12 protein-coding genes and 1 pseudogene are annotated in these 11,985 nt (G+C 39.8%); 7 read left to right on the top strand and 6 right to left on the bottom strand.

Annotated elements, in window-relative coordinates:
• Positions 1-192: 192 nt before the first annotated feature.
• Entirely contained in the window at positions 193-555 is a 363-nt protein-coding gene (locus tag L2D08_RS23145) for a hypothetical protein (RefSeq protein WP_242237824.1), read from the bottom strand.
• Positions 556-1,036: 481 nt separating this feature from the next.
• On the opposite strand from L2D08_RS23145, the gene L2D08_RS23150 reads away from it, so the two are divergent.
• A complete protein-coding gene (locus tag L2D08_RS23150) occupies positions 1,037-2,020 on the top strand; it encodes a tRNA dihydrouridine synthase (RefSeq protein ID WP_242237849.1) in 984 nt (327 codons plus the stop codon).
• Positions 2,021-2,280: 260 nt separating this feature from the next.
• Here L2D08_RS23150 and L2D08_RS23155 read toward each other — a convergent pair whose 3' ends face one another.
• From L2D08_RS23155 to L2D08_RS23170, 4 genes are all read right to left on the bottom strand, one after another.
• Entirely contained in the window at positions 2,281-4,293 is a 2,013-nt protein-coding gene (locus tag L2D08_RS23155) for a methyl-accepting chemotaxis protein (RefSeq protein ID WP_242237826.1), read from the bottom strand.
• Positions 4,294-4,801: 508 nt separating this feature from the next.
• Positions 4,802-5,266 carry a DMT family transporter gene (locus tag L2D08_RS23160; RefSeq protein WP_242237828.1) on the bottom strand — a complete coding sequence of 155 codons (465 nt, stop codon included), beginning with the start codon at positions 5,264-5,266 and terminating at the stop codon, positions 4,802-4,804.
• An 11-nt stretch (positions 5,267-5,277) separates the two neighbouring features.
• Positions 5,278-5,706: a DMT family transporter gene (locus tag L2D08_RS23165; protein ID WP_242237829.1), complete on the bottom strand. Its 429-nt coding sequence runs from the start codon at positions 5,704-5,706 to the stop codon at positions 5,278-5,280.
• A 91-nt stretch (positions 5,707-5,797) separates the two neighbouring features.
• The gene (locus L2D08_RS23170; RefSeq protein ID WP_242237831.1) at positions 5,798-6,112 is read right to left on the bottom strand and encodes an ArsR/SmtB family transcription factor; all 315 of its coding nucleotides are present in this window, start codon (positions 6,110-6,112) and stop codon (positions 5,798-5,800) included.
• A gap of 343 nt (positions 6,113-6,455) precedes the next feature.
• On the opposite strand from L2D08_RS23170, the gene L2D08_RS23175 reads away from it, so the two are divergent.
• From L2D08_RS23175 to L2D08_RS24210, 6 genes and pseudogenes are all read left to right on the top strand, one after another.
• Positions 6,456-7,058 carry a class I SAM-dependent methyltransferase gene (locus L2D08_RS23175; protein ID WP_242237834.1) on the top strand — a complete coding sequence of 201 codons (603 nt, stop codon included), beginning with the start codon at positions 6,456-6,458 and terminating at the stop codon, positions 7,056-7,058.
• 29 nt (positions 7,059-7,087) lie between these two features.
• Entirely contained in the window at positions 7,088-7,684 is a 597-nt protein-coding gene (locus L2D08_RS23180) for a hypothetical protein (protein WP_242237836.1), read from the top strand.
• Between the two features lie 462 nt (positions 7,685-8,146).
• Complete coding sequence (locus tag L2D08_RS23185; protein WP_242237838.1) at positions 8,147-8,509, top strand: MerR family transcriptional regulator; 363 nt, start codon at positions 8,147-8,149, stop codon at positions 8,507-8,509.
• Between the two features lie 754 nt (positions 8,510-9,263).
• A complete protein-coding gene (locus L2D08_RS23190; RefSeq protein WP_242237840.1) occupies positions 9,264-10,322 on the top strand; it encodes a flavin-containing monooxygenase in 1,059 nt (352 codons plus the stop codon).
• A gap of 102 nt (positions 10,323-10,424) precedes the next feature.
• A pseudogene (locus L2D08_RS24635) lies at positions 10,425-10,580 on the top strand (cation transporter); the annotation flags it as partial.
• Positions 10,569-10,793, top strand: a complete 225-nt coding sequence (locus L2D08_RS24210) for a cation transporter dimerization domain-containing protein (RefSeq protein WP_242237851.1) — start codon at positions 10,569-10,571, stop codon at positions 10,791-10,793. The pseudogene L2D08_RS24635 and the gene L2D08_RS24210, both read left to right, overlap by 12 nt.
• Before the next feature lie 78 nt (positions 10,794-10,871).
• On the opposite strand, the gene guaC is transcribed toward L2D08_RS24210, so the two are convergent.
• Positions 10,872-11,855 carry a GMP reductase gene (gene guaC / locus L2D08_RS23205; protein WP_242237841.1) on the bottom strand — a complete coding sequence of 328 codons (984 nt, stop codon included), beginning with the start codon at positions 11,853-11,855 and terminating at the stop codon, positions 10,872-10,874.
• Positions 11,856-11,985: the final 130 nt, after the last annotated feature.

An 11,985-nucleotide genomic window follows, 5' to 3' on the forward strand; every position in this document is an offset into this window, starting at 1 on the left:
AACACGGCCGTTAAGCTCTTCAGCGCCGATGGTAGTTGGGGGTTTCCCCCTGTGAGAGCAGGACGCCGCCAGGCAAACATAAAAAGGACAGCCTAGGCTGTCCTTTTTATTACGGGAGCATCTTCCATGAAAGAGAACTTGGTTTTTGGAAAACCTATAAGGGAAAGGCGGGTGCTGCACAGGCACCTCCTCTTATATAGATAAACGTCGCTTGGATTTTATTCGGGTGGTGTTTTTGTATTTGAAAGAACTATTTTTAGGAAAATAGGCAAGCAAGTTTACAGGTGCTGCATAACGGACTGTTACAAATGTGAATTTACTCGATGCGTCATTTCCAAAAGCACCACCAAGCGGCTCTTCGCCAAATAAGTTGAAAAGAAGAATGGCTGCTTCATCCCGTATAGTGTTGTTTTCAGCTCCAAAGCACACATCCGACTTGCCGTTGAGAATTCCATCTTTAAGAGCTGCCACAGCTTGAGCTGGACGGGCCGGTACATATTTGAAATTCGTTTCAGAGACATTGATCTGGCCATTAAGTGCCGAGTGTTTGTACATAATAACAGTAACATCTGCTCGCTTAATTGGATGTTCTACTCCAAATGTTTATAATATCCAAATTGTCATAAAGGAACATTACAGCCTCTTCGTAGATTGTCCCATTTGCATCAGTGAATGGCGTTGCTCCTTCCTGTAACGGTGACTCTATTGCAGATACAGGATTGACAGTCTCTCTGCAAACACTTGGAAAAATGGATGATGTAAACACTGTACCTGCTAATAATGATGCAGGTAAAACGTTTAGGGTTTTTTTTATGTTTTGTTGGTTGATGGAGTGGATTTTAGCAAGAGATTATTTTGGTTATACAGAGATTGTGATATTAAAATAAACATTTCCGATCAGTTTGATAAAAAGTGCTTAAGCATGGTATAAGTGTAAAAGAAGCAGAGACATTTTGCTTTTTAATTTTGGGACAAGGGTTTGCTCTGGTATCCCACTCTGGTATCCCATAATGAATGAAAGGATTTGAATTTGAATATGAAAGATAATTTTTGGCGTGATTTACCACGACCTTTTTTTATACTGGCACCAATGGAAGAAGTGACGGATGTTGTTTTTCGCCATGTAGTGAGTGAAGCAGCCAGACCGGATGTGTTTTTTACAGAGTTTACAAATACGGAAAGTTATTGTCATCCAGAGGGGAACAAAAGTGTGCGTGGGCGTTTGACTTTTACAGAGGATGAACAACCGATTGTAGCTCATATATGGGGGGATAAGCCTGAATACTTTCGGCAAATGAGTATTGGTATGGCGAAACTCGGGTTTAGAGGAGTGGATATCAATATGGGCTGTCCTGTACCTAATGTAACACAACACGGAAAGGGAAGTGGCCTCATCCGACGCCCAGAAGTTGCAGCAGATTTAATACAAGCATCAAAAGCAGGAGGATTGCCCGTAAGTGTAAAGACAAGGCTTGGATTCTCAGATATAGATGAATGGCATGACTGGCTCACACACATATTGAAACAAGACATTGCGAATCTTTCCATTCATCTGCGTACGAGACAGGAAATGAGCAAAGTAGCTGCTCATTGGGAACTAATCCCGGAGATTAAGAAACTTCGTGACCAGGTGGCACCAGATACACTCTTGACAATTAATGGGGATATCCCTGACCGTCAAACTGGCTTAAAGCTTGCACATCAATACGGTGTTGATGGGGTTATGATTGGGCGTGGTATTTTCAATAATCCATTTGCCTTCGAAAAGCAGCCGAAAGATCATAGCAGTAAGGAATTGCTTGATCTCTTAAGCCTGCATATGGATCTTCATGATAAATATTCAGGTTTAGAGCTGCGTCCGTTCAAGGCTCTTCATCGCTTTTTTAAGATATATGTCAAAGGATTTCGAGGAGCAAGTGAATTAAGAAATCAATTAATGAGCACAGAGTCAACAGATGAAGTGCGTGCATTGCTCGATAACTTTAGGTCAAACAATCTTGATGAAATAGGGGAACAGTAGAAGTATCCCAAATTTAAGGTGAAAGTGAAGTAGGACGTTAAACGGGTGTGCCTACAAAAAGTTAGAGTTTACACCAAGCAGTTGGAGAATTTCAAAGATTTCTTTTTAATAACCAGGTTGTTAGCTAAAGAGAGAAGTGAGCAAAAGAAAAGCGCTGTTCCTTATTTTCAAGGAACAGCGCTTTTTTGCTTGGCTGCTGAGGTAATAAATATTTCCTGAGCAGATTTCACCTTTGCTGTATGTTTTCATTAAACTATTTCTCACATTTTAAATTCGTTCACTGTTTCTTGTAAGTCGGTTGCAAGTTTGCTTAATTCATGAATAGACCTTGTAATCTCTTCAATGGAATGCAGCTGAACTTCGGCGGAAACAGCCACTTGATTCGCACTGGCTGCTGTTTCGCTGGCGATGCTGGAAACTTCTTCAACCGATGCAGTGACTTCTTCAGCACTCGCAGAAATCTCTTGGGAAGTAGCTGAAACTTCTTGTATTTGTTCCGTTACTTTTTGAACAGACCCAAGAATCTGCTCGAAAGCTTTTCCTGCAGTTATAACCACACCATAACCGCTTTCAACCTCCGATTTTCCTTTTTCCATCGAAGTCACCGCTTTAGCAGTGTCTGTTTGAATGGTATTAATCAAGTTAGAAATCTGGTTCGCTGATTTTTTGGACTCTTCCGCTAGCTTCCGCACTTCTTCCGCTACAACCGCAAACCCTTTTCCCTGTTCGCCAGCTCTTGCTGCTTCAATTGCAGCATTTAACGCCAGAAGATTTGTTTGATCGGCAATTTGTGTAATGACATCTGTGATTTTTCCAATTTCCTGAGAATGTTCTTCCAGAAGTTTAACCGTCCCTACACTTCCGTTTACCGTTTCAGCGATAAGCTTCATTTGTGCTGTGACTTGTTCAAGTGCTTCATTTCCTTTTTGAGCATTTTGAGATGCAGTAACGGAAGATTCCGAAACCATATTAGATCCTTCAGCAATATACTGAATTCCTCTCGCAATTTCCTCGGTCGCTTTTGCGGATTCTTCTGTACTGGTCATTTGAGATTCCGAACCTGATGCAACTTCCTGAATAGCATCGGCTACTTCTTTTGTTGTCTGGGCTGTGTATTCAGAGCCAGCTGATAGCTGCTGGGTAGATGCTGCTAAATGCTGGGAAGAATCATTAATCTTCATGAGAACACTGCGGAGAGAATCAATCATTTGGTTAAAGCTTGTCCCCAGTTGTCCAATCTCATCCTTTGTTTTTACATCTACACGTTCTGTTAAATCTCCGTTGCTTACTTTTTCAGTTACTGTCATTAAACGGCTGATAGGACGGAGAATAGAACGAAGAACAAAAAATACAAACAAACTTCCAGCAATAAGGGAAAGGGCTAAAGTCAATAAAGCACTGTTCCATATCGATTGAGAGGCATCGGTAAATTCGGATACTTCCATTGTTCCTGCCACTTTCCAGCCGGTCGTTGGATTGGTCAGGAAAACCATGTCCTTCGCAATACCTTCAAATTCGTATTCAAAATGCCCTTCATTGGAGGCGAATAATGGACCGCTAATCTGGCTGTCTAATGTTTCACCCGGTTTTGCGCTCGGGTGGAAAACAACCTTTTGATCTCCGTCCATGATAAATGGGTATCCTTTTTGCCCAATAGAGGCCTGTGAAACAATTTCGCCCAAACTGTTAATTTCAAGATCGAATCCAACAACTCCACTTCCGTCTTGAAGGGCCGAAGCAATTGTTACAACCATTTTTCCGGTCGAAGCATCTGGGTAGGGAGAGGTAATGATCGCTTCTCCTTTGTGTTCCATCGCCTGTTTGTACCAACCTCTTTCTCTCGGATCATAACCTTCCGGAGAACCAAGGGCCGGTTCCATTACAAAAGTCCCGTCTGTTGTGCCAACATAAACAGAAAGCAGTCCTTCAGTTGTGTTATAAAAGCCGGCAAGTTGATTATGAAGATTTTTATAAGATGGATCTTTAAACAGCTCCTTGCTTATCCGGCTTGCTAAAAAATTAGTTTGCTCCATTTTTGCTTTGAAAGCAGTATCTAATACATCACTAAGTAACTGAACATTGGTTTCTGCACTGTTTGTAATCTCTTCCTGGATACTCTTTTTTGCTTTCACATAAGAAAGAGAGCCAATAATTAAGCTTGGAATAATCAAAATCAATGCAAAAGATAAAATCAGCTTATTTTTAAGAGATCCAGCGAACAAGCGATTTCCTTTTTGAGACAACTCTTTTCTTGCTGTCTTTTTCATCCTCATGTTTTCCCCCCTAAATGACTATAAAATAATGATGAGTTAGACAAAATATATAATGCTAACCAAGGCTTTGCTACTAGTTTTATCGGCCATTTTTCTTTTAACTTGAATACATGGCTGGTTATATTTTTTCTAAGCCGAATTAAGGTTAAATTACTACTCAAAATTACTAATACAGAGAAAAACGTTATTTTTTTAAGCATAAACAGATTCAAACAGGTATAGCCCCATTCTGTTTAGAATGGAATGAAGTATTAAGGTGAAAAAGTGGGACTATAAACAAAGAACTGAAATAGGGAAATGGTGTGTAAGGGGCCAGTGACCTTAGAAGAGGATGGGGGGGAGATCTGTCCTGCGAAGCATAAAGGACTTTAGAAAAGGGCTTCGTTAAAAATACGGCTCGTTTTTTTGTTCGACGAATGAAAAATTTAGATGAATAAAGATATATTGATCTTATAAAAAACGCTGCTCCTTTTTTATGGTTTGCAGCGTTTTTCATTATTCAAACTTGTTATGCACAGCTTTCTTTACTGGAGCGTTTATTTCCTTTGTAGATAAAATAAAGAGCAATGACCATAAAGAGTAAGGCAAAAGAGCGCTTCAAATCAAAAGATATGACTAAACTGCCAAACCAGCCAAAATGATCAATAAGCATACCAATGACAAGCTGACCAATAATACCAGCAATATTAGTTGCAATGACCCCAATTTTTGGAACAGCCATGACAGTGAGAAGCAAATACATCGTACCTAAAAAGGCGGCACTTAATTGCCATTTGGGTGCTTCCAGTATTCCAAGTACATTTCCTTGACCAAAAAACAGAATAAAAATGGCAAGAAACATAGATCCAGTGATAAAGGTCAAAAATGTCGTTTCTATTGTTCCGGCTTTTCGACTAAGTGTTCCATTGATAGACGATTGGGCGCTTAACGTAATACCTCCTAATAAGGTGAATAGAATCATAAATATACCCATTTTTAAGCCTCCTAGTTTATTAAAATAAGCGCCATAATCATTGAAATAACGGCAAATATTTTTTCTTTATTGATTCTGGTTTTTTTGCTGCCAAGCCAGCCATAATGTTCAATAACCATACTCATTACCAATTGACCAATAATGACTGCAACCATGGTGATTCCAACACCAACAAATGGAACACTAATCACGATAGATGTCAAATATACAACTCCCAAAACGCCTCCTAGTATGGACCATTTAGGTGCTTCCACCGCATATGAAAGTTTACCTTTTCCAAAGAATAACCATAATAATCCCATGATGATTGAACCCATAAAGAAGTTATAAAAGCTAGTTTCGAGCTGTCCTATTGTTTTCCCTAGTTCAGCATAGATAGCTCCTTCAAAGCTAAGGGCTGATCCTGCTAATAACGCTAGTATATATGCGAAGTAACGCATGAGATAAATCCCTCCCTCTTAATACCTTTATAATTATATATCTAGAATAATCGATATAGTACGTTGTAAAAAAAAACAGAAATCAATCAACTCAAATTTCTGTTTTAAAATATTCAGCTAACTGATGAATGGCTTCTTCATTTCGTCTATAATAGGTCCATTGACCATAACGAACTGATTCAAGCAGGCCCGCTTTCTGCATCATGTTTAAGTAATGGGAAACGGTAGATTGAGAAGCTTTGGCTTTTTCTTGAATATCCCCTACACATACTCCCCCTTTGATACTAACCTCCTTTGGCAGGTGAGCGCCTTGTTTAGGGAAGTGCTTCTCTGGTTCCTTTAACCAGTGTAAAATGTTAAGTCGGGTTTCATTTGATAACGCCTTAAATACATCGATTGGTTCCATGCTTACTATTGTATATCGATTTTTTTCGATATGTCAACCGAGAAAAGGGAAATGACTATGGAGAATGAACGATTTAAAGCCAGAGAATATGTTTATGTCAAAAAATGAGTAAGATTGTTCAGACAGGTGCAGAATGAGAAGTCACCCTGAAAGTGGAAGTTTGCGGCTTTGCCCAGGAGAACATGGTTGAATATACATAGGATGCTGTTCTTTAATAAGGTATTTCCCTCATTTCTACCCGGTTCTTTGTCCATTTTGCAGGAGAACCTTTGAATTTGCAGTAAGTGTTTTATATGTTGTTTTTAATCTCTTAACAAAGCGATCTAGATAGGAGAGGCTCAGTATGTCTAAACAAACAGAAACGATCAAAAGACGATACAATCGAATTGCTCCGGTGTTTAACACGATGGATAAAATGGTCCGTCCCTCGTGGCGCAAAGAAATGCTTGCAAAGGCAGAAGGAGAGGTACTGGAGGTTGGGATTGGCACAGGTGCGAATCTCCCTTTTTATCCTTCTGCGGTAACCTATGTAACAGGGATTGATTTCAGTTCTAAAATGATAAAGCTGGCCAAAGAAGAAGCAGAAAAAGCCCCGGTTCCTGTTAAACTAATGGAGATGGATGCAGAAGAGATAGATTTTCCTGATGCATCCTTTGATACCGTCGTTACAGCATGTGTTTTTTGTTCAGTACCTGATCCGGTTCAGGAATTAAAAGAAATAAAGAGAGTGTTAAAGCCTGGTGGCAAAGTGTTGATGCTTGAACACATGCGTAGTGAACATGTTGTTCTTGGCAAGCTGATGGATATTATAAATCCTATTATTGTCAGGATGTGGGGCGCTAATATTAATCGAAAAACAATAGAGAATATACAAGCTGCCGGCCTGAAGGTAAAGCAGGAAAAACAGTTGATGGGAAGTATCGTTCGAGAACTTACATTACGATGAAATATAAATAGTGGAAAGGGTGAGGGACAATGCCTATTAAAAGACTGTTTCAGAAAAAAGATCAGGCAGCATTGTTTTGGCAATGGTTTAAGGAAGTACAACAGGACTATTACCAGTTGTCTGAAGAAAATTATGAGCCATTGTTTAGCCAGCTTGAGAAAAAATTGCGCAAGGTGCACAAGGATCTTGCATTTGAATTTAGTGCGGATCTGATAAACGGAAAAAGGGAATTGATTATCAGTGCAGACGGTGTGGAAGAATTATTTCCTGTTGTCAATGGATTAGTGGATCAAGCCCCAAATCTGAATGGTTTCGACATTCTTGCTTTTCGCCAGCCGTCCGAGGAGGGCTGCCATGTTTCGATTGACGGGCTGACACTGACGGATGAAGACGTATATTTCGATTATCTGTATGACCCAGAAGCAGAATTGGTGGATCTTAGGTTTTTCATCAATGGGTATAATGCAGAAAATATGGCGTACGATCAGGCAGTTTTTATTATGATGGACACTGTGCTTGGTGAGTATGATGCCGCTACAAAAGTAGGCAGTATTGAAATGCGAAAGCTGCATGAAAAAGAAGGTCTTTATTCCATTAGCCAACTGCGAGAACAGGTTATACGATAAACCTTCTCCGTTATGAGCGAGATTTGAAGAGAGTGAGGTTTTTAGTTTCTTTGTTAAATTAAAAACCTCACTCTTTTTAATCAAGCTGACACTTCACTTTCTTATTTTGTATAATTTTCCATGTAGTGGTCTACAAGGCAAACTAACTGAAAAAAGCAAAAATCCGTTTTTGATTTTGGCTTCTGGATTTCTTTCTCGTAAAATACTTGTGATCAATCTCTAACGATTTTAAACCAGTATAAATCCCCGCCTAGTTATTTTGTAAATGGGAGGAGTTTTGGCCAATAATACAAGAAAATAACTATTGTTATGGACAAATGGTTTAGATAAAGTGAGAATATGGGTAAATTTACTGACAAATACTGATACGCATTGCAAAGATTTTGATTGAGTTCTTTTGGGGAGAAATGGAAAGAAGCATTCAATCTAAACACAAGATGTCCTATCTGAAAGGAGAATAACATGTATTCGATAGGTGAATTTTCCAAGTTATGCGGTACCTCTGTTAAAACATTGCGTTATTACAGTGATATTGGCCTGCTAAAGCCATCTTACACTGATCCTTCAACAAATTATCGATATTATGGCCGTGAGAAAATTCAGATTATCAATAAAATTAATATTTTAAAAAGCTGTGATATGTCTTTAACAGCCATTAAGGAGTTAATTGAGAACGGAAATCTCAGTAAACGAAAAACATTACTGAAAAGTAAAATGATAGAGCTGGAGGACTTAAAAAAGCATATTGCCCGGCGAATACAAGAGATGGACAAACTTAAACAGCAAATGGAATTGAAGCGCACCCCAAAAGTTAGACACAACTAACCATTGGGGTGCATTTTTAAGTTATGCATTGTAAATAAAATAAGCTCCTAAAACACATCAATCTACAGCTGGCTTACCCATTAATCCGAATCTTCTTCTTTGAAATTGATTTTGTAGCCAATCGCGTTTATCGGACATTTCGTAATGACTTCTGCCACATACTCCGGAGAATACCGGGTATCTTCACTCAGCCGCCCTTTACGCCTCCAATATAAGCAGAGGAGATAAAAGGTAATATAAAATCTGCAGAAATGTTCAGCACCTCCATCAATTCTTTTAAATAAGCATGGCTAATTTGTTCAAGCAGGTCATATTTATCTTCATAGTGCAGGTGAAAAAAGCAGCCTTGTTTATCCTGTTATTGTTTTTTTAATGTCAATCGTGATCATGGCGTCGAAACTGATGCCTACCATCACAGGGCATTGTTTACAATTGGAGTTATTGGGCTTGTTTCTTTGCTGCCGATGGGGCTGTCTGTTCTAAAGCCGGGTAAAAAATCTAAAGAAAACATTAAAAATCATAACCAAACAGCAACAAATTTTTAATTTATTAAAGAAACAAATTTGTGAATATTCCACCAAGAGACTGATGGGCTCTAGTGGAATTTTTGCTTTCAAAAACATTCTCATATATAGTTTAATATTCATGTTTATCCAAAATTTGATTATAATAGAAGCATCTAAACGTTCAAACCATTGTTTGAATGTTTAACTAAAAAATGATGAAGGTGTACGAAAGAAAAGGAGCCGGTTGGATGTATAACACAGTCATTATTGGTGCAGGGCAGGCAGGACTCGCAATGGCGTATCATTTAAAGAGACTCGATCAGCCCTTTATCCTTTTAGATCGAAGTGAGGATATTGGGGGCGTGTGGAGAAGCAGATATGATTCGTTAACCTTATTCACACCGAGAATGTACAGCGCCCTGCCCGGACTGCCGCTAAAGGGCGACCCACATGGTTTTCCTGCAAAGAATGAAATGGCTTTTTACTTGAAACATTATGCGGAACAATTCCACTTTCCAGTTCACCTGCAGACAGAAGTGGAGAGTGTATGGAAGGAACGGGATTGCTTTCGTATCCAAACAAATGGCCAGACGTATGAAGCAAGCAGTCTTATCATTGCTTCGGGTCCTTTCCAGACACCTTTCATCCCGAATTTTGCCCAAAAGCTTTCAACAGACGTTCTCCAGATGCATTCTTCCCAGTACAAGAATCCGGCTGGTTTGTCTGAGGGGAATGTGCTAGTAGTAGGCGGCGGCAACAGCGGGGCTCAAATCGCAGTAGAACTGTCTAAGACAAGAAAAACATACTTATCTGTCAGCCAAAAGTTACGATTTTTACCGCTGAAAATAGGAAAGAGGAGTATTTTTTGGTGGCTTGATAAAACAGGAGTATTAGATGCTCCAAGTGATTCATGGGTGGCAAGAAAGATTCGCAGCAGCGGCGATCCTATTTTTGGCTCAGAATTAAAGCATGCATTGATAAGCGGAGCAGTGGTACAAAAGAGCAGAACGACCGGGGCGAGGGGAACGGTTATACAATTTCAGGATGGTTCTACAATTGAGGTACAAAATATTATCTGGTCTACAGGATTTGTTTCGGATTATGCATGGCTGAAAGTAAAAGGTGTACTCAATGACAAGGGACACCCTGTTCATCAAAGAGGCATTACACCAATGAAAGGGTTATATTTTTTAGGCCTGCCCTGGCAGGTCCGGCGCGGTTCGGCTCTTCTTCAAGGCGTAGGGGAAGATGCCAGGTATATAGCTGAACATATACAGGAATGTAATGAAATAGTAATTCCTTCATAAAAGAAGATGTTCGTTCTTTCATTCTAAAAATGATTGCCTGCAATGTAAGGGTATAAATGAATCGGCTAAAAAGAGAGAAATTCCGCTGCAGCAAGAACAGGATCACGGCATCATGGGCATCATCACGGAAGCAGCAATAAAACGGCTCTAAAATGGTCGTTCTTCTTAATTACTTCTTATACGATCATAGAGGTAATAGGCGGATTTTTAACGAACAGTCTGGCACTGTTGTCGGATGCGGGACATATGCTGAGTGAAGTAAAAGAAGTCCATGACTTGCATGTGTGGTCTATCATGTCTGACTTTCCAGCGCTCAGCTGCCATCTGGTTGTAAGCCGAGATGAAGATGGGCAGGATGTTTTGTTTAAAGCGAAAAAGCTGCTTCATGACGAATTTGAACTGCACCATGTAACGACTCAAATTGATAAGGAAGGCATTATGAAGTGTTCAGCAGACGGCCACTGTAACTAAAAGATAGTAGAGATTGCAGAAAGAATAAAATAAAAGGCCAGCCGAGCAGCCTGGCTGGCCTTTATTTTTTAAACAGCTTTAATAGACTTTGTCACCGTTGAAAATGGAATTCTTCACAATTACATAATCTACATTGCGGATTGCCGACAGCTTGTTTCCGCCTGCATAAGAAATAGAAGACTGAAGGTCCTGCTCCATTTCCGTTAATGTATCCTGCAGCGCACCTTTGTATTCTACATGCATTTTTTTACCTTCGACATTTTTTCTTTCCCCTTTTTGAAACTCAGAAGCTGATCCAAAGTATTCTTTATACATCTTTCCATCTTGGACAACTGTTTCTCCAGGAGATTCTTCATGTCCGGCAAACAGGGAGCCAATCATCACCATTGATGCGCCAAACCGGACAGATTTAGCAATATCCCCGTGTGTACGGATACCGCCGTCTGCAATAATCGGCTTGCTCGCTGCTTTTGCACACCATCTCAGTGCAGCTAACTGCCAGCCGCCTGTTCCAAATCCAGTTTTAATTTTTGTAATGCATACCTTTCCAGGTCCAATGCCCACTTTTGTCGCATCCGCGCCCGCATGTTCTAACTCGCGCACCGCTTCAGGTGTTCCGACGTTCCCGGCAATTACAAAGCTTCCAGGCAGGTGCTTCTTAATATGCTGAATCATATTGATGACCGAATTGGCATGTCCGTGTGCGATATCGATCGTAATATATTCAGGTGTAAGATTTTCTTCTGCCAGGTTTGTGATAAACGTGTATTCTTCTTCTTTAACCCCGACACTAATAGAGGCATATAAGCCGCGGGATTGCATGTCTTTCACAAAATCGAGCCGCTTCTCAGGCTGGAAACGGTGCATAATGTAAAAATAATTATTTTCCGCCAGGTAAACAGCAATCTTTTCGTCAATAATCGTCTGCATATTAGCAGGCACAACAGGCAGCTTAAATGTCCGGCTGCCAAACGTAACACTTGTATCGCATTCAGACCGGCTGTTTACAATCGATTTTGCTGGAATTAACTGAATATCCTCATAATCAAATACATTATCCATTTTGAACACTCCTAAATAGGTTTTTTCTTAATTATTTCCTTATTTCTTAGAAAACAATAAAAAAATCCTGACTACAAATGGGTTCTCTAAAGACACCCATTCGTAGTCAGGATTTTACGGATCCTAGTAG

Source organism: Domibacillus sp. PGB-M46 (assembly GCF_022668875.1).
GTDB lineage: Bacteria > Bacillota > Bacilli > Bacillales > Domibacillaceae > Domibacillus.

Excerpts from the sequence above, each read along its gene's own strand:
- L2D08_RS23145 (WP_242237824.1), bottom strand. The coding sequence starts at position 555 with ATGTACAAACACTCGGCACTTAATGGCCAGATCAATGTCTCTGAAACG.
- L2D08_RS23165 (WP_242237829.1), bottom strand. The coding sequence starts at position 5,706 with ATGCGTTACTTCGCATATATACTAGCGTTATTAGCAGGATCAGCCCTT.
- L2D08_RS23185 (WP_242237838.1), top strand. The coding sequence starts at position 8,147 with ATGTATTCGATAGGTGAATTTTCCAAGTTATGCGGTACCTCTGTTAAA.
- L2D08_RS23170 (WP_242237831.1), bottom strand. The coding sequence starts at position 6,112 with ATGGAACCAATCGATGTATTTAAGGCGTTATCAAATGAAACCCGACTT.
- L2D08_RS23190 (WP_242237840.1), top strand. The coding sequence starts at position 9,264 with ATGTATAACACAGTCATTATTGGTGCAGGGCAGGCAGGACTCGCAATG.
- L2D08_RS23180 (WP_242237836.1), top strand. The coding sequence starts at position 7,088 with ATGCCTATTAAAAGACTGTTTCAGAAAAAAGATCAGGCAGCATTGTTT.
- L2D08_RS23160 (WP_242237828.1), bottom strand. The coding sequence starts at position 5,266 with ATGGGTATATTTATGATTCTATTCACCTTATTAGGAGGTATTACGTTA.
- L2D08_RS23150 (WP_242237849.1), top strand. The coding sequence starts at position 1,037 with ATGAAAGATAATTTTTGGCGTGATTTACCACGACCTTTTTTTATACTG.
- L2D08_RS23155 (WP_242237826.1), bottom strand. The coding sequence starts at position 4,293 with ATGAGGATGAAAAAGACAGCAAGAAAAGAGTTGTCTCAAAAAGGAAAT.
- L2D08_RS23175 (WP_242237834.1), top strand. The coding sequence starts at position 6,456 with ATGTCTAAACAAACAGAAACGATCAAAAGACGATACAATCGAATTGCT.
- L2D08_RS24210 (WP_242237851.1), top strand. The coding sequence starts at position 10,569 with ATGCTGAGTGAAGTAAAAGAAGTCCATGACTTGCATGTGTGGTCTATC.
- guaC (WP_242237841.1), bottom strand. The coding sequence starts at position 11,855 with ATGGATAATGTATTTGATTATGAGGATATTCAGTTAATTCCAGCAAAA.